Raw genomic sequence first — 17,238 nt, forward strand, 5'->3', positions numbered from 1 at the left:
GCCATGCCTGCGAACATCGCCGAGCGCGTACGCCGTATCAAGCCCTCGCCCAGCACGGCGGCGGCGCAGCGCGTACGCGAGCTCAAGAGCCAGGGCCTCACCATCCTCGACCTGACCGTCGGCGAGCCCGACTTCGACACCCCCGACCATGTCAAGGCCGCCGCGATCGCGGCCATCGAGGCGGGCGAGACCAAGTACACCCCCGTGAACGGCACCCCCCGGCTGCGCGCCGCCATCACCGGCAAACTCCGCGCCCGCCACGGCATCGACTGCACCGACGCGCAGATCACGGTCGGCGGGGGAGCCAAGCAGGTCATCTTCCTCGCCCTGATGGCCACCCTGGACGAAGGGGACGAGGTCATCGTCCCCGCCCCCTACTGGGTGTCCTATCCGGACATGGTCCGCGCGAACGACGGCACCCCGGTCGTCGTCGACTGCCCCGAGACGGACGGCTTCAAGCTGACGCCGGAGCGGCTCGCGGCGGCGATCACCGCACGCACGCGCTGGGTCGTCCTCAACACCCCGGGAAATCCCACCGGATCGGCCTACTCCACCGCCGAACTGCACGCGCTCGCCCAGGTGTTGCTGGCGCACCCGCACGTGAGTGTCCTCACCGACGAGATCTACGACGAGATCTGGTACCGCGAGGAGTCCGCCCCGTCCCTGGCCGCCGTCGAACCCCGCCTGGCCGAGCGGGTGTTCCTCACCAACGGCGTCTCCAAGACGTACGCGATGACGGGTTGGCGCCTCGGATACGGGGTCGGTCCGGCGGACCTGGTCACCGCGATCAACACCCTCCAGTCCCAGACCTCTTCCTGCCCCTCCTCCGTGAGCCAGGCCGCCGCCGCTGCCGCGCTCACGGGACCGCAGGACTTCGTCCAGGACACCGTGCGCGTCTACCGGGCCCGCCGCGACGAGACCGTGAAGCTCATCAACGACGTTCCGCAGCTCGGCTGCACCGTCCCGGACGGCGGCTTCTACCTCCTGGTCAACTGCCAGGCGGCCATAGGGCAGTTCACACCCGACGGAACCCGGATCGAGAACGACGAGGGCTTCGCCCGCCACCTCCTCGACGACCAGCAGGTCGCGGTGATCCACGGAACCGCGTACGGCGCGCCCGGCTACTTCCGTATCTCGTTCGCCACGTCGACGGACGTCCTCACCGAGGCATGCGAACGCATCGCGACGGCCTGCGCTGCACTGACCTCCGCCACCGCACCCTCCGTCTGAAAGGTCACCATGATCCGCGTCAGCACCAAGTTCGAGCGGCCGGACGACGCCCTGGTCAAGCAGCTGAGCGCCTTCTCCTCGGCCACCATCCACGAGGCACAGGGCCGCCTCGGCGCACTGGACTCGGCCATCAAGCCGGTCGACCACACCATGTCCCTGTGCGGCCCCGCCTTCACCGTCCAGTGCGCCCCGCGCGACAACCTCATGCTCCAGACCGCCATCGCCTACGCCCGCCCCGGCGACGTCGTCGTCGTGTCCGCCGGCAACTACGAGGAGGCGGGCTCCTTCGGGGACGTCCTCGCCAACGCCTGCCAGGCCAAGGGACTCGGCGGCCTGATCACCGACACGGGCGTCCGGGACACCGAGGACCTGCGCACCCTCGGCTTCCCCGTCTTCTCCCGCAGCGTGTCCATCAAGGGCACGGTCAAGGAGACCGTCGGACCGATGTGCGAGCCGGTCACCGTCGGCGGCGTACTCGTCCGCCCCGGCGACGTGATGCGCGCCGACGCCGACGGCGTGGTCGTCGTCCGCCGCGAGGACGCCGCCCAGGCGGTCACCGCGTCCCAGGAACGGGTCGACGCCGAGGCCGGATACATCGCCGCGTACCGGGCGGGCAGGACAGTCGTCGAGATGTGCGGTCTCGCACCGCTGCTCGCCGCGAAAGGGCTGGTGATCGAGGACGAGTGACGGACAAGCGCCCGTACGCATCCCGGCAGTTGAGACCGGCCGTTCTTCCCACCCCGGGTCACGGCTTGCGGGCGAGCCCGCCGTGTTCGGCGACCACCTGAGGCGCGGGCGCGGTGGTGTCCGGCCGCCAGAGCGGGACGGAGACGATCCCGGGATCGAGCAGCTCCAGACCGTCGAAGTAGGACGTGATCTCCTCGACGGTACGCAGGTTGTAGGGGACGGCGCCGCTCTCGTTGTACGCGTTCTGCGCCTGCTCGAAGACGGGATCGATACCCGCCGAACCGTCGTTGACGGAGAGGTAACTGCCGGACGGCAGCGCGGCCATCAGGTCGGTGACGATCGACAGGGCCTGCTCGTAAGTGGCCACATGCCCGAGGATGTTGCTGAGGATCAGCGCGGTCGGCCGGGACAGGTCGAGCGTCTGCGCGGCGGCCTTGAGAATGCGGTCGGTGTCCACGACGTCGGCCTCGATGTACGCGGTCGCCCCCTCCGGCGTGGAGTGGAGCAGGGTACGGGCATGCACGAGAACCATCGGGTCGTTGTCGACATGGACGATCCGGGTCTCGGGCGCGATGCGCTGGGCGACCTGGTGGGTGTTGTCGGCGCTGGGCAGCCCGGTCCCGACGTCCAGGAACTGCCGTATGCCCGCCTCGGCAACCAGATGGGTGATGTTGCGGGCCAGAAAGGCACGGCTGCCGCGGGCGATGGCGACGATGCCGGGAAAGACGTCCGTGTAGGCGTCACCGGCCGCCCTGTCGACGGGGTAGTTGTCCTTCCCTCCCAGCCAGTAGTTCCAGATCCGTGCCGAGTGCGGCACGGACGTGTCGATCGTCCGGTGTTCCGCCGGTCGGGGCGTGGCGGCCTTCTCGTCCATGGGCAGCGTTCCGTCCTTAGCCAGAGCATGGGGCTTGGGGCATGGGGCTTGGGGCATGGCAGGGGTGGTTCGACGCACAACCTATGTCCCAACGACCCTCGTGCGTATGGCAGTTCACATCCGTTCCTCCGACAACCTGCTCCCCGGCGAAGCTCCGGCGGGTCCCGGACAGACCGCGACGGCGGCGAGCCACGGAACTGGATGCTCCTCCTGGCCCCGCTGCTGGGCCGGCACACCGGGGGATGGGCGGGCCTCGGCTGGGGGATGACCTCGGTGGTGTTCACCGCCGTGCTGCCCACGCTGATCCTGGGGTTGCTGTACGGGTTCGACGCGCCCCGTGCGGTCACGGCCCTGGTGACGGCGATGCTTGCCGTCCTGCTCGCCCTGCTGGCGATCACCTTCTTCTGGAAGGTGTCCGTGCACTCGGCGGTCGCCTCCGCCGCCGTCGCCGTCCTCACCTCGGTCTTCGGGCCCGGGACGCTCGTACTCGTACCCTTGGTGGCGCTCATCGCCTGGTCACGCGTACGGCTGCGCTGCCACACCGTCGGCCAGGTCACCGTAGGGGCACTTGTCGGCGCGGCAGTTGGCGCGTCTGTCTTCGACCTCCTGAGGTGACATCCGCTGTGGGTGCATGCATGCGCTGCTCACACGGCTCGTTCAACGCTCCACAGCGGCAGGAGTTCGAAGAAGGAGACCGATTCCGGACGCCACCGGGACCGCCAGCCGGTTGCCACCGCGGAAGCCTGCTCGGCATGGCGCCGCATGTCCGCCCGCATCCCGGCCGCCACACCGTTCCGTTCGGCCGTCTCCCGGACGGCGGCGACCGTCTCCGGCGTGCACAACGGGTCCCCGAGTGCCGCTTCCACCATCGTGCGCTCGGCGCCGCTCACGGCGGACAGCAGGGCGCTGACGGTGTAACTGTGCCTGCCGGCGCGGATGTCGGTGCCGGTCGGCTTGCCCATGGCGTCCGCCTCCCCGAACAGGTCCAGATAGTCGTCGCGCATCTGCCCGCAGATCCCCACCAGCCGTGCGTAGGCGCGCAGTTCGTCCTCGAAGAGCGCCGGCTGCGCACCCGCCGCGAGGAGCCCGAGCTGCATGGGCGCGAGAATCGAGTAGCGGGCCGACTTGTAGTCGGCGACGCCGTGCAGAACCTCCTCGCCCGGGGCGGCCGTGAAGTCCCGCTCCAGGTCGATGATCTGGCCGACGAACGTGTCGGCCGCCGCCCGCGTCTGCACCTCCACCATGGCCTGACGCACCGCCACAGGCACCTTCGCGTCCAGGAGAGCCTGCCAGGACAGGGCGAGCGCCAAATCGCCCGCGAGCACGGTGAGGCCGAGGGCCACCTGCGGATGATCGGGGAACCGCTCCCGGTAGGCGTAGTACGTGGACGCGCCGCCCCGCCGGGTGGGGCTGTCGTCGATGAGATCGTCGTGCACCAGGCCATGGGTCTGCAGCAACTCGACGCTCAACGCCGCCGCGTCCAGCCCCTCGACCGGCTCGCCGGTCACCAGACCGGCCGCCTCGTGCAGCAGGACCACCCGTATCCGCTTGCCACCGCGCAAGGACAACTCCCGCAGCAACTCCAGGCATTCGGGAGTGAAACGGCTGAACGGCGGAGTGTCGAGCCTGGCGGCCAGCGTGTCGAAGTACCCCTCGAAGAGAGCGTTGAACCGGTGCTCGTAACCGGCGACACGCTCCAGAACCTGCTCGATCAAGACAAGACCCTCCTGTACGGGGACAAGGACACGCTCACGACGCGACAGCGGTGATCATGGCACCCTCACCACCGGCGTGGCCGTGGCGGTGTGTCAGGACGTGTACCGGGTCGCCGTGACCGCCAGGTCGCGCAGCGCACGGTCCACGGCCTGCGGGAAGCCGGCCCCGTCCAGGACCTGCAGCACCTCCTCGTAGCGGGAGGTGATCATCTGCTCGGTCCGCTCCCGGGCCCCGGTGTCCCGCAGAATGCGCCGCGCCTCGGCCGCTCCGCGTTCCGCCAGGTCGGCCCGGCCCACGAGACGGACCAGCCGCTCCCGCTCGACCCGGCCGGCGCGCCGCAGTCCCAGCGCCAGCAGAACCGTCCGCTTGCCTTCGCGCAGATCACCGGAGCCCGGCGCACACACACCGTCCGGACCGCCGAAGACGTCCAGAAGGTCGTCCCTGAGCTGGAACGCCTCGCCCAACGGCAGGCCCAGCCGGGTGAGCACCTCCATCTCGGCCGCACCGGCCCCGGCGACAGCGGCCCCCAACTGCAGCGGCCGTTCGACGGTCGCGCCCGCGGTCTTGTAGCGGATGATCCGCAAGGCGGCCTCGACGTCGTCGGCACCACAGCCCGTACCCATCACGTCCAGATACTGGCCGTACATCACCTCTTCCAGCATCGCGTCGAACAGCCCGTGCACCAACCGCTGCCGCCCGGGCTCCAACTGGGCGGTGTGCAGCAGCTCCTGAGCCCACATCAGCGCGAGATTGCCGACCAGCAGCGCACCGCCCGCGCCCAGCCGCTCGGCCCGCTCGTCGGCACCCAACCGGGCCCGCAGCGCACGGTGGACAGCGGGACGGCCCCGGCGCCTGGCCGAGTCGTCCATGATGTCGTCGTGGATGAGCGCGAAGGCGACGAACAACTCCAGCGCCGCCGCCACCCGCAGCGCCGACGTGGCGTCACCCTGCCCACCCGCGGCATGCCAGCCCACCACGCACAGCTGCGCCCGGATCCGCTTCCCACCGGCCGCCAGGAAGTCCCGTACGGTCTGCACCACTTCCGGTGGATGCCCCCGGCCGGCCGCCGCACAGGCCTTGCCCGCGAGGAAGCCATCGAGCACCGCGTCGACCTGGCTCTGCACGGCCCGCAGATCGATCGCCTGCGAGTCAACCACCCCTGAGGTCACCGGCTCACGACTGGTCTGCATGATCCGTCCAACGACGCGGACGGCCGGAGAACACGCGTGCAGGTTGGGTCAGTTGGAGTCGGGTGCCGTATACGTGCCGAAGAATCGCAGCTCGGCGACGTTGATGATGTTCGTGTTGGAGAGGCGGATGTACCGGTAGGGCACGGTGGTGTTGGTGGTGTCGGTGCGGGCGAGGTTCTGCCACTGGAGGGTCGCCTGGGCCTTGGTGGTGATGGTCGTCCAGGTGACGAGGTCGTGGGAGCCGAGGAGTTGGAGCCCGGCGGCGCGGGTGGTGCCGTACGAGTCCTGGCGCACGATCAGATCGGCGCGGTCGAGGGCGAGTGAGCCGCCCTCGCGGAAGTCCCAGACGATGTAGTACTGGCCGTTCACCGCGCGGGTGTCGGTGTACGTGGTGAGTTTCGCGTCGAAGAGCAGCGCGGTGGCGGCCGCTTTGGACGACTCGGACGTCCCGGTGAGGCTCACCAGGTCCGCCTTGGCGATGACGTCGTTCACGATGTTCTGTTCGTTGGAGAGATAGAGGTACGAGTCGTCCGTGGTGGCGTAGAGGGTCGAGCCCTTGGCGCCGGTCGCGGTCGTGTAGTCGACGCTGAAGCGGAGAGGGCGGCCGGAGTCGATGGCGTCGGGCAGGACGGCCCGCGCGCGGAACGTGGTGTCTCCGTCCCGTGTGACCTCGGCCGGGTGTCCCTCGATGGTCACCGCGACATCGGTGACGGCCTCCTTCGTGGTGAGCGTGAGGGTGACGGTGTCGCCGCCCACGGCACGGCCCGGGAGCGCGTTGTCCGACGAGAGGACCGCCGAGGAGATCCTGTTGACGGCCTCGTGCCGGTTGCCGTGGACGCGGAGTTCGGCGAAGGAGGAGATGCCCGGGTAGGCGGGATCGGTGGGGACGCCCGGGGAATCCACCTGGACCTTGAGGAACCGGTACTGCTCGCCGCGCAGTTGGCCGAAGACGTCGATGGTCTCCAGGGCGAAGTCGTCGTCCGTGGTGTCGGTCGTCTCCCTGACCGTCAGCTTCGTCCAGGTGACCTTGTCGTTGGAGCCGTAGACGTTGGCGCCCTGCGAGCGGTTGGCGAAGTTGTAGCGCGCCTGGAGGCCGAACGCGGTCGCGGAGAAGCGGTGGTCGACGCCGAAGTCGAGGACGAACGGGGCCCGCAGATCGCCGCTGGTGGTGTTGAAATCGCCGTCGGTCATGTTGGCGATGGCGGCGGCGGTCAGGGTGGGGGAGGAGACCAGGGAGGGATAGGCCAGGCTGCCGTCATCGGCAAGGCGGGGGGAGAGGAGCTGAAGCTTCGTCACCGCGGCCTGGAGGGTGGCCAGGTTCGCGAGGAACGTCTCGTCGTCGGCCGTGTCGATCGACGCCCTGACGGAGTCGGCGACGGGCTGGAAGACGGCGAGGGAGGCGGTGGTGTAGGTGGCCGTGGTGTCGTAGGCGGCGAGGGCGAGTTGGTAGGCGGACGTCCGGTCGGCGGCCACCGGGAGGGTCACGTCGAGGACGGTGTCGACCGTGCCGTCCGAGGCGACGACGTGGAAGGTGTGCGGGCCGGTCTGCGAGGCACCAGGGGTCCAGGTCAGCGTGCCGGTCGCCGCGTCGAGCCGCGCGCCCGTCGGAAGTCCCTCGGCCTCGTACGTGACCGTGTCCGAGGAGTTCGGGTCGGTGGCAGCTAGGGAGCGGGTGAGGGGAGCGCCCTTGAGCCCGATGATCGTCGTGGCGAGGCCCTGCGGGAACAGCGGCGGTGAAAGCTGGCTGACCGCCAGGAGGTTGACGTGGTCGAGGTCGACGGTCCCGTGCGGCCGGCCCTTGATCCGGTAGTAGGCGATGTAGTTCCCGACGACGGTCGTGGGGACGACGGATGCCTGGAGGTTGTAGGTGAGGTAGCGCCACTGGCCGTGCGTGTCGGGCACGGTGAGTGTGCAGTAGGGCGCGCTGCCGCGGTCGCGGCTGATCTCCAGGGTCGCGGAGGCGGTGGTACGGAAGCGCACGCCGACCGGGTAGTACTTCGAGGTGTCGCCGTACATCAACTGCCGGATGGCGACGACGCTCCCCTTCTTCGAGGGTCGGACCCGGACGAACTCGTGCCCGTCCTCGGCCCGCACCTTCGAACGGCCGTCCAGCAGGATGCTCTTGGTCGCGAACGGCACGTTCGGGCCGCTGGGCTCGGGCGGGGTCTGACCGGCGACGGCCCGGGGCAGGGACAGCCAGTACTCGGGATTGGGCTGGATGCCGCCCCAGAAGTTCGCGAGCGAGCTGCCGTAGTAGTAGGTCGGACCCTCGGCGTTGCGGTGCGTCTCCAGCAGGCCCGGCGCCTCCTTCCGAAGGTCGGCCGGCTGCTCGTAGGTGTACACGTAGTACAGCTCGTCGAGCGGGTTGAACAGCCGTCCGCGATACGCCTCGGAGACCTTGCCGGGGCCGCCGGTGGTGTCGATCCAGGGGATCGCGTGGCCCAGCATGTAGCGGTAGAAGGGGTCGTTGCCAGTCAGCAGACGGTTGTCGAGGAAGCGGTACGGACTGACGGCGTCACGGGCCGTGGAGACGGTGCCCTTGACCGGGTCGACCCGCGTGCCCTGGACCGTGAGAATGCGGGCGAGGCCGGTGGCCGCATAGACGTCGTCCTCGGCGTGTGCCTGGTCGCGGCCCATCTCCTGGAGCTGGACGAAGGAACGGCCGAAGGTGTTGAGCGGGTCCTTCCTGTCGATCCTCGGATAGAGCGAGGCGATCGCGCCGTTCTGCTCGGGCCTCGTGGTCGTGGAGTTGACGGTGTACCACTCGACGCCCTCGCGATAGCGGTCGAGGTTGTCGGTGAAGATGTAGCCGGCCAGGGCGCCGACCAGCGGGTAGAGATGCTGGTTGTAGTAGTAGGTGTTCTTGTGCAGGAACGTCTCCGTCATCGGGACGACGAGATTGGCCGTCAGATTCGCGGTGTCGGAGTCGTGCCAGACGATGTCGTAATCGGCGTACGGGGTGGACGCGGCGTCGAAGTCGGTCGCGCGGAAGATCTCCGCCCCGGCCAGCAGCCGATAGAGCGGAACGCCCGAATGGATCTGGGCGTCGGCGTAGTAGGCGTACTTGTCCGGGGCCATGTGACTCCAGATCCGGATGATCCGCATGCCGTTGGCGCGGTAGACCGGGTCGCCGGTGACGAAGTACAGGATCGCCTGGGTGAGCACGCCCCAGGAGTCCTCGATGAGCTTCGACTCCGTGCCTTGGGAGGCGAAGGTGTCGGTGCCCGGCAGGTCCAGGACGCTGCCCAGGTTCTTGGACCTGAGCGTCGTGGAGGCGTACGACGTCTGCCGCATCGCCGCGTAGTAGCTCGCCCAGGGTTCGCTGCCGGCGAGCACCTGGGCGCGGGCGAGACGGAGGTTGCCGGCCGAGACGCCGATGCCGGGGTGGACGAAACCGTTGAGGCTGCGCCAGGTGCGCAGGACGGGCAGACCGTCGTCGGCCGGCGCCTCGTCGGCCATGGCGCGTCCCGGCGCCACGGCGGGCAGGCCGAGCGCGGCGGCGCCGACGGTCATGGCGCCGAGGACGGTACGGCGGGAGGGGCGTTGGGCGTACGACGGCTGGTGACGTCTGTCGGACATGCTGCGGCTCCGGGTGCGGTCGTCGTCAGGTCCAGGTCGATTGAGGAATCGATCGTAGTAATCGTTTGCTGCCAAGCTAGGTGAGACCAGTGACACACATCAAGAGGCGTGCGACCGCTTATGACGTAAACGATTACTGTCGGGAGCGAGTGGACGCCTGCCCCCACCTCTAGTCAGCCCGTATATGGGCTATGTAGAGTACGAGTATGGGTACGCCGCGTATGACCCTGCAGACCCAACTGGTCCTGCGGGCTTTGCTGGAGGATCCCGCCAAGCAGCGGTACGGCCTGGAGCTGTGCGAGGTGGCGGGACTGCCGTCGGGCACGATCTATCCGATCCTCGCCCGGCTGGAGCAGGTGGGCTGGGTGGACAGCGTCTGGGAGGACCCGGCTGTCCATGAGACGGCCGGGCGCCCACGCCGCCGCTTCTACCGGATCACCCGGGACGGCGCCGAGCAGGCCCGCGACGCCCTGGCCCGCGTCTACCGGTCCCGGAAGAAACCCCTGCCCGGCTGGGCGGCCGTCCGCCCGGCGACCGAGGGAGGCCCGTCATGAAGGCCCGCCGCCGGTCAGGGTCGCGCCGCGTCGTACGGGCGGGCACGGCACCGTCGTCCCTCGACGGCCTGCTCGCCGCTGTCCGCGCACACCACCCCGAGTCCGACACCGCCCCGGTGGAACGCGCCTATGCCGAGGCTGCCTTCTGGCACGAGGGCCAGCGGCGCCGCAGCGGAGACGCCTACGTCACCCACTGTCTCGCCGTCGCCGCCATCGTCGCCGATCTCCGGCTGCCCCCGCACGTGGTGTGCGCGGCGCTCCTTCACGACGTGCTGGACGACACGGCCTGTCCTCCGCAACGGATCGCCGACCAATTCGGCCCAGAAGTCGCCGACTTGATCGCGGCGGTCGGAGCCGCCGAGGTCTCCTGGTACTGGCAGGACGGCAAGGCCACGATGCCCGCGTCCGATGCCGCCGACCCGTCACCGGCGATGGCCGTGCTGGCCGTCCGACTCGCCGACCGGCTTCACAACATGCGCACCATCACATTCCTGGCCAGGGCCAGGCAGCTTCTCAAGGCCCGTGAAACCCTTGAGGTGTTCGTGCCCGTGGCCTCCGCGGCGGGCCTGGAGACGGTCGGCCGTGAACTGCGGGACCTCGCCTCGGCGGTCCTGCGACCGGCACCGTCGTCCTATGCCGTCACGGGACGGCTCCTGACCGCATGCGCTCTGCTGCTGCCCGCAGGGCAACGCGCACGCTGGCAGGAGGAATGGAGCGCAGACCTGGCCACCCACGCCACCCGCCACGCCCGCACCCGCTTCACGCTCCGCGTCCTGCTGGGCACGCCCCGACTGTCGATGATGCTGCGCCGCCCCTTACGTCAGGAACCGCGATGACGAGCGGGGCGGCGCGACTGGGTGCCGTCCTCGGGACAGTGGCCGCGTTCGTGACGGCCATGGTGCAGGGAGGGCTGACCGCATGGGCGGCCGGAGCACTCGCCGTAGGCGGACTCGCGTTGGTGGCGGCAGTACTCTTCGTCCCCAGCGAGACACCGGCTCGTCGCCTGTGTCGTCTGCTCCAGGCCTGGCAGACCCCCACGGCCGGTGCCGCCGGACCCGAGCCGAGCCGGCGCCCGGCACCACCTTCCGCTCCGCAGGACGGGCTGTGACTGCCGGGACGCTACGACGGGCCGCTGGCAGCCACGCGGTCGGAAGCGGATCACGACGAACGTGGGCGACAGGGCCTCCAGGCGCCGGATCGCCGTCCAGAGCCTGGCCTCGGCCGCCGCACTGCGCGGCGGCATGAACTCGATGGGCCCGTCTTCCGCGATGCCGGTGCCGGGGGAGGACCACAGGGGAGGAGGAACAGAGATGCTCCCCCGCCCGCAGCCCTTCCCCGGCCTAGGGCGCCTGCCGTCAGGGCGCGGAGAGTTCCTCACGGACCGTGCGGGCTGCCGCGACCAGGTGTTCCAGCGACGCGCGGGTCTCGGGCCAGCCGCGGGTCTTCAGGCCGCAGTCGGGGTTGACCCAGAGGCGCTCGGCTGGGATCGCCTTGAGGCCGGTGCGGAGCAGGTCGGCGGCCTCCTCGGTGCTCGGGACGCGCGGGGAGTGGATGTCGTAGACGCCGGGTCCGGCCTCGCGCGGGTAGCCGTGGGCGGCGAGTTCGCGGGCGACCTGCATGTGGGAGCGGGCGGCTTCCAAGCTGATGACGTCGGCGTCCAGGTCGTCGATCGCCTGGACGATGTCGCCGAACTCGGCGTAGCACATGTGCGTGTGGATCTGGGTGCCCGGCCGGACACCGCCGGTGCTCAGCCGGAACGCCTCCGTGGCCCAGACCAGGTAGGCGGAATGGTCGGCGGCCCGCAGCGGCAGCGTCTCGCGCAGGGCGGGCTCATCCACCTGGATGACCGAAGTCCCGGCTGCCTCAAGGTCGTTGACCTCGTCACGCAGGGCGAGGGCGACCTGGCGGGCGGTGTCGCCGAGAGGCTGGTCGTCGCGGACGAAGGACCAGGCCAGCATGGTGACCGGCCCGGTGAGCATGCCCTTGACCGGGCGTGAGGTGAGGGACTGGGCGTACGTCGTCCAGCGCACCGTCATCGGTTCGGGGCGGGAGATGTCGCCGGCCAGGATCGGCGGGCGGACATAGCGGGTGCCGTAGGACTGCACCCAGCCGTGCCGCGTCGCGAGGTACCCCGTCAGTTGCTCGGCGAAGTACTGGACCATGTCGTTGCGTTCGGGTTCGCCGTGGACGAGGACGTCGATGCCGGTCTTCTCCTGGAAGGCGATCACCTCGCCGATCTCCGTCCTGATGCGATCCTCGTACGCCGCCTGGTCGATCCGGCCCGTCCTCAAGTCGGCGCGGGCGGTGCGCAGTTCGCCGGTCTGCGGGAAGGAGCCGATGGTGGTGGTCGGCAGCAACGGCAGGCGCAGGTGCGCGCGTTGGGTCCTGGCACGCTCGCCGTAGGGCTGTGAGCGGCGGGCGTGGGCGTCCGTGACGGCGGCCGTACGGGCCCGTACGGCGGGGTCGCGGGTGATCGGCGAGGTGGCCCGGGCGGCCAAGTCAGCGCGGTTGGCGGCCAGTTCGCCGGTGATCGCGTCGGTGCCCTGGGAGAGGCCCTTGGCGAGGGCGACGATCTCGGCGGTCTTCTGCCGCGCGAAGGCCAGCCAGCGCAGGATCTGCGGATCGATGTCCTGCTCCAGGGCCGTGTCGAGCGGCACGTGGAGGAGGGAGCAGGACGCCGACACGTCGACCCGGTCGGCCAGGCCGAGCAGGGTGCCCAGCGTCGACAGCGACTTCTCCAGGTCGTTGACCCAGATGTTGCGGCCGTTGACGACCCCGGCGATCAGACGCTTGCCGGGTAGCCCGCCCACGGCCGCGAGGGTGTCGAGGTTGGCGGCCGCGGCGTCGGTGAAGTCCAGCGCGAGTCCGTCGACGGGCGCCTTGGCCAGGACGGGCAGGGCGTCGCCGAGCCGGTCGAAGTAGGACGCGACCAGCAGCTTCGGCCGGTCGGTGAGCCCACAGAGGTCACGGTAGGCGCGGGCGGCGGCGTTCAGCTCGGCCGGAGTGCGGTCCTGGACCAGAGCCGGCTCATCGAGTTGCACCCACTCGGCGCCCGCCGCCCGCAGATCGGCGAGGACCTCGGCGTACACCGGCAGCAGCCGGTCCAGGAGCGTCAGCGGGTCGAAGCCGGCGGCGACACCGGGCGCGGGCTTGGCCAGCAGCAGATAGGTGACGGGACCCACGAGGACGGGGCGGGCGGCGAGGCCCAGCGCCAGGGCCTCGCCCAGCTCGGTGACCTGCTTGGCCGAGTCGGTCGTGAAGACCGTGCCCGGGCCCAACTCCGGGACGAGATAGTGGTAGTTGGTGTCGAACCACTTGGTCATCTCCAGCGGCGCCACGTCCTGCGTGCCCCGCGCCATCGCGAAGTAGCCGTCCAGCGCGTCGGCCTCGACGGCCGCGCGGTGGCGTTCCGGGATCGCGCCGACCATCACGGTCGTGTCGAGGACGTGGTCGTAGTACGAGAAGTCGCCGGTCGGGACCTCGTCGATGCCGGCGTCGGCGAGCCGGCGCCAGTTGGTGGCGCGCAGCTCGGTCGCGGTGGTGCGGAGGGCGTCGGCGCCGGAACGGCCCTTCCAGTAGCCCTCGATGGCCTTCTTCAGTTCCCGGTTCGGGCCCTGACGGGGGTAGCCGTACACGGTGGACCGTGCTGCCGCGGCTGCGGACTTCGCTGTCACGGAAATCTCCTTCGCGAGATATCTCCCTGGGATCCCGGGACGGGACGAGGGCGCGAAGGGAACGACACACCGGGCGGACGCACGACGGCCGTCCCACCGGATATGTACGCCGACCCGCCCACGAGGTCACCGGGATGTCCGCGCACGAGTGCTTCGTACGCGGGCAACGGGCAGGTCTTCGGACTCGCGAGCACGCCCTCCGACCGGAGGACACCTACTGGCCGTCGCTTCCCAGACCCTGTTCACCGGATCCAGTGCGTATGACGGCGGTCGTTCTCGCTCACCGCTGCGGGGCAGTCCCGGATTCCCACCGGGTTCCCTCTTACGACGCATCCCGCCTGGCGGACGGGGCGAACCAGCTGCACGGACCAGCCTAAGGGGCAGCACCCGGGCGCGGTGGATCACGTCCGGCATATGTGACGTGCACCATACGGCTGCCCCGGAACCCGGCCCACATCCGGTCCGACTACTCAACCGGTACGGCGCGATCCGAGCGACGTCGTACGACGTGACTTGGAGACGCGGTTGATGGACGAGTCCCGGCAATCCTCCTTATCCAGTGCGGGTGCGGTCCTGCGGAGAGCGGCGCCCCCGCCCGCACTCTGCGGCTTCCTCCTGCTGCTGGCCCTGATCTTCACGGTGTCCTACGCCGCCGGGACCGCCTCCGGACCCGTCGCGCCCGGCATGCATGACACCGGCACAGGCACGGGCGGCGGCGGTACCGGCGAGATCGACGACCTGGACGACATGGGCGACATGGACATGAGCGGAGGAGGCAACTGATGGGTGCCGAACCCACGACCGTCCTGGTGACCACCGATCTGACCGTCGGCGGCATGACCTGCGCGGCCTGCGTCACCCGCGTCGAGAAGAAGCTCGGCAGGCTGGACGGCGTCACGGCCACCGTGAATCTCGCCACCGGGCGGGCCCGGGTGAGCCACCCTGCGGACGTCAGCCCCGACGAACTCGTCGCGACCGTGGAGAAGGCCGGCTACACGGCCGCCCTCCCCGAACCGCCCAGGAAACGGCAGGCCACGGACGACGGTGAGCCAGAGGAGACGACGCGCGAACGGGACCGGCTGGCCGTGACGGCCCTGCTCGCGGTGCCCGTGCTGGTCCTGTCGATGGTGCCCGCGCTCCAGTTCAGCAACTGGCAGTGGCTGTGCTTCGTACTGGCCGCGCCCGTCGCCGTGTGGGGCGCCTGGCCCTTCCACGAGCGGGCGGTACGGGGACTGCGGCACTCCGCCGCGACCATGGACACCCTGGTCTCGCTGGGCGTCGTGGCGTCCTTCGCCTGGTCGGCGTACGCGCTCTTCCTCGGTGGTGCCGGCGCCCCCGGCATGCGGATGCCGTTCACGCTCCTGCCGTCCGCCTCCGACGGCGTCGCCCACATCTACCTCGAAGCGGCTGTCGGCGTACCGCTGTTCGTGCTCGCGGGCCGCTTCCTGGAGGCGCGGGCCCGGCACGGGACCGGGGCGGCACTGCGGTCGCTGGCCAGGCTCGCCGCCAAGGAGGTGTCGGTCCGGGAGGACGGCGGCTCCGAACGGCTCGTCCCCATCGAGGAGTTGACGGTCAGTCAGGTCTTCGTCGTGCGGCCGGGGGAGCGGGTCGCCACCGACGGCGAGGTGGCCGAGGGAAGTTCGGCCGTGGACCTGTCCCTGGTCACGGGGGAGAGCGAACCGGTCGAGGTCGGGCCCGGCTCGGCCGTGGTCGGCGGTGCCGTCAACGCGGGCGGGCTGCTGCTCGTACGCGCAACGGCCGTCGGCGCCGACACCCAACTCGCCCGCATCACCCGGCTGGTGACAGAGGCTCAGGCCGGCAAGGCGCGTGCCCAGCGGCTGGCCGACACGGTGGCCGGTGTCTTCGTGCCCGTCGTGCTGGCGCTGGCCGCGACCGTGCTCGGGTTCTGGCTGGGCGCCGGGGCCGATCCGCAGGCGGCGATCACCGCGTGCGTGGCCGTCCTGGTCGTGGCCTGCCCGTGCGCGCTGGGCCTCGCGACCCCGACCGCGCTGATGGCCGCGACCGGCCGGGGCGCTCAGCTGGGTGTCCTCGTCACCGGTCCGCAGGCGCTGGAGGGGCTTCAGCACATCGACGCCGTCGTCCTCGACAAGACCGGCACGCTGACCTCGGGACACATGACCGTCGCCCGGGTCACCGCCGTACCGGACGGGCTCGGACGCGACGAGTTGCTGCGCCTGGCGGGGGCCGTCGAGTCGGGCTCGGAACACCCGCTGGGCCGGGCTGTCACCGCGTACTCCCGGCGGGAGTCGGGTGAGCAATGGCTGCCGGAGGTGAGTGACTTCGGTGCCCTGCCGGGGCGGGGTGTCCGCGGCCGGGTCGAGGACCGGCTGGTCGAAGTCCTCGCGCCGGACGACGAGTTGCCCGCCGCGCTCGCCGATGCTCTGGCCGTGGCCGAAGCCGCCGCCCACACCCCCGTGCTGGTCCGGGTGGACGGTACGTCCGAGGCGCTGATCGAGATCGGTGACGTCGTACGACCCGGCAGCTACCGTGCCGTCGAACGGTTGCGGCGCCTCGGTGTGCACCCCGTGCTCGCCACCGGCGACCGCGAGGCGCCCGCCCGTGCCGTCGCGTCCGCCCTGGGCATCGACGAGGTGCACACCCGCCTCACACCCGAGGGCAAGGCCGAACTCGTCCTGGACCTCCAGGAACAGGGCTACCGGGTCGCGGTCGTCGGGGACGGCGTGAACGACGCCGCCGCGCTGGCCGGCGCCGACCTCGGGATCGCGATGGGCAGCGGTACGGACGTCGCCATCGGGGCCGCCGACGTCACGCTGGTGCGCGGAGACATCGAGGCCCTCGCGGACGCGGTCCGGCTCGCCCGGCGCACGCTGGGCACGATCCGCGTCAACCTGGTGTGGGCCTTCGGCTACAACGTCGTCACCGTCCCGCTGGCCATGGTCGGTCTGCTCAACCCGATGCTCGCCGCGGCCGCCATGTCCGCCAGCTCGGTGCTCGTCGTCGCCAACAGCCTGCGGCTGCGCGCCTGGCAGCCCTCACCCGCCTCCCGGAGACACACCCCATGAGCGACCGATCCCCTTGGCGGCCGACGCGCCGTCGGCTCACCGACGCCCTGCTCGCCGCGCTCGCGCCCGTCGGCGTGTGCGGCCTCGCCCTCGGCGGTCTGAGCACCTGGACGGCGTACGGCAACGCCGGCACCCCGCCGCGCGTCGCGGTCACCGAGGGCCGGATGTTCCTGCCCACCGGAGACACCCCGGAGACGGCGGCCTTCTTCCGGATCGTCAACAGCGGGGGATCGGCCGACCGGTTGCTGAAGGTGACGTCCGCCGGGGTCGGGAAGGGGGCCCTCACCCTCAGCCGCCACCTGATGACCGGCGCGCGCACCGCTTCCGCGGAGACGGTGACCTCGGCCGAGATCCCCGCCGGAGACCGCCTCGCCATGTCCCCGGACGGCCTCGACGTGATCGTGCCGGTCAGGGCCGGCTGGCAACCCGGTGACCTCGTCTCCTTCACCCTGCACTTCGAGCACAGCGGAGCGGTGAGGACGCTGGCGGTGGTGGTCCGCCCGGGCGAGGACGGGGCGTAACTCCGGTTCCCGGCCTCAATGTTCGCCCACGGTCCTGGCTGGTTCCCGTCAAGTGCCGTCGCAGCAAAGGAAAATGGGCCGTGGACGCGGGAACTCGAACCCGCTCGCGGCCGACTACTGGTTCGGCAGGGCGTCCTGTCACCCGCCGGCCACCGTGTGCAAGAGGAAG

The 17,238-nt window shown here is 70.6% G+C and carries 14 protein-coding genes and 1 riboswitch; of the genes, 9 read left to right on the forward strand and 5 right to left on the reverse strand.

What is annotated here, in order from left to right:
* The first annotated feature begins 3 nt into the window (after nt 1-3).
* Both ACWCRB_RS03160 and ACWCRB_RS03165 read left to right on the forward strand, forming a co-directional pair.
* Nucleotides 4-1,230: an aspartate transaminase gene (locus ACWCRB_RS03160; RefSeq protein ID WP_450994358.1), complete on the forward strand. Its 1,227-nt coding sequence runs from the start codon at nt 4-6 to the stop codon at nt 1,228-1,230.
* Between the two features lie 9 nt (nt 1,231-1,239).
* Entirely contained in the window at nt 1,240-1,917 is a 678-nt protein-coding gene (locus ACWCRB_RS03165) for a 4-carboxy-4-hydroxy-2-oxoadipate aldolase/oxaloacetate decarboxylase (protein ID WP_450994359.1), read from the forward strand.
* Nucleotides 1,918-1,975: 58 nt separating this feature from the next.
* Here the strand turns inward: ACWCRB_RS03165 and ACWCRB_RS03170 are convergent, their stop codons facing one another.
* Entirely contained in the window at nt 1,976-2,791 is an 816-nt protein-coding gene (locus tag ACWCRB_RS03170) for an SAM-dependent methyltransferase (RefSeq protein WP_450994360.1), read from the reverse strand.
* Nucleotides 2,792-2,992: 201 nt separating this feature from the next.
* On the opposite strand from ACWCRB_RS03170, the gene ACWCRB_RS03175 reads away from it, so the two are divergent.
* The gene (locus tag ACWCRB_RS03175; protein WP_450994361.1) at nt 2,993-3,406 is read left to right on the forward strand and encodes a hypothetical protein; all 414 of its coding nucleotides are present in this window, start codon (nt 2,993-2,995) and stop codon (nt 3,404-3,406) included.
* A 29-nt stretch (nt 3,407-3,435) separates the two neighbouring features.
* On the opposite strand, the gene ACWCRB_RS03180 is transcribed toward ACWCRB_RS03175, so the two are convergent.
* From ACWCRB_RS03180 to ACWCRB_RS03190, 3 genes are all read right to left on the reverse strand, one after another.
* Nucleotides 3,436-4,506, reverse strand: coding sequence for a polyprenyl synthetase family protein (locus ACWCRB_RS03180; protein WP_450994362.1), 1,071 nt, complete (start codon nt 4,504-4,506; stop codon nt 3,436-3,438).
* 93 nt (nt 4,507-4,599) lie between these two features.
* On the reverse strand, nt 4,600-5,697 hold the full coding sequence (locus ACWCRB_RS03185) for a polyprenyl synthetase family protein (protein WP_450994363.1): 1,098 nt from the start codon (nt 5,695-5,697) through the stop codon (nt 4,600-4,602).
* A 48-nt stretch (nt 5,698-5,745) separates the two neighbouring features.
* Nucleotides 5,746-9,276, reverse strand: a complete 3,531-nt coding sequence (locus tag ACWCRB_RS03190; RefSeq protein WP_450994364.1) for an Ig domain-containing protein — start codon at nt 9,274-9,276, stop codon at nt 5,746-5,748.
* Between the two features lie 206 nt (nt 9,277-9,482).
* On the opposite strand from ACWCRB_RS03190, the gene ACWCRB_RS03195 reads away from it, so the two are divergent.
* The 3 genes from ACWCRB_RS03195 to ACWCRB_RS03205 are packed head-to-tail and all read left to right on the forward strand — an operon-like array spanning nt 9,483 to nt 10,938.
* On the forward strand, nt 9,483-9,830 hold the full coding sequence (locus ACWCRB_RS03195; RefSeq protein WP_450994365.1) for a PadR family transcriptional regulator: 348 nt from the start codon (nt 9,483-9,485) through the stop codon (nt 9,828-9,830).
* Nucleotides 9,827-10,666 carry an HD domain-containing protein gene (locus tag ACWCRB_RS03200; RefSeq protein WP_450994366.1) on the forward strand — a complete coding sequence of 280 codons (840 nt, stop codon included), beginning with the start codon at nt 9,827-9,829 and terminating at the stop codon, nt 10,664-10,666. Before ACWCRB_RS03195 ends, ACWCRB_RS03200 begins: the two co-directional genes overlap by 4 nt.
* Nucleotides 10,663-10,938 (forward strand): hypothetical protein, encoded by a 276-nt coding sequence (locus ACWCRB_RS03205; RefSeq protein WP_450994367.1) that lies wholly within the window; start codon nt 10,663-10,665, stop codon nt 10,936-10,938. Before ACWCRB_RS03200 ends, ACWCRB_RS03205 begins: the two co-directional genes overlap by 4 nt.
* Before the next feature lie 247 nt (nt 10,939-11,185).
* Here the strand turns inward: ACWCRB_RS03205 and metE are convergent, their stop codons facing one another.
* Nucleotides 11,186-13,504, reverse strand: a complete 2,319-nt coding sequence (gene metE / locus ACWCRB_RS03210) for a 5-methyltetrahydropteroyltriglutamate--homocysteine S-methyltransferase (RefSeq protein WP_450994368.1) — start codon at nt 13,502-13,504, stop codon at nt 11,186-11,188.
* Between the two features lie 152 nt (nt 13,505-13,656).
* A riboswitch (cobalamin riboswitch) is annotated at nt 13,657-13,879 on the reverse strand.
* A gap of 153 nt (nt 13,880-14,032) precedes the next feature.
* Here metE and ACWCRB_RS03215 point away from each other — a divergent pair.
* The 3 genes from ACWCRB_RS03215 to ACWCRB_RS03225 are packed head-to-tail and all read left to right on the forward strand — an operon-like array spanning nt 14,033 to nt 17,069.
* Nucleotides 14,033-14,287 (forward strand): hypothetical protein, encoded by a 255-nt coding sequence (locus ACWCRB_RS03215; RefSeq protein WP_450994369.1) that lies wholly within the window; start codon nt 14,033-14,035, stop codon nt 14,285-14,287.
* On the forward strand, nt 14,287-16,548 hold the full coding sequence (locus ACWCRB_RS03220; protein ID WP_450994370.1) for a heavy metal translocating P-type ATPase: 2,262 nt from the start codon (nt 14,287-14,289) through the stop codon (nt 16,546-16,548). The genes ACWCRB_RS03215 and ACWCRB_RS03220 overlap by 1 nt, the downstream gene beginning before the upstream one ends.
* Nucleotides 16,545-17,069: a copper chaperone PCu(A)C gene (locus tag ACWCRB_RS03225; protein WP_450994371.1), complete on the forward strand. Its 525-nt coding sequence runs from the start codon at nt 16,545-16,547 to the stop codon at nt 17,067-17,069. Before ACWCRB_RS03220 ends, ACWCRB_RS03225 begins: the two co-directional genes overlap by 4 nt.
* Nucleotides 17,070-17,238: the final 169 nt, after the last annotated feature.

It is taken from the genome of Streptomyces sp. NPDC002156 (assembly GCF_053593675.1).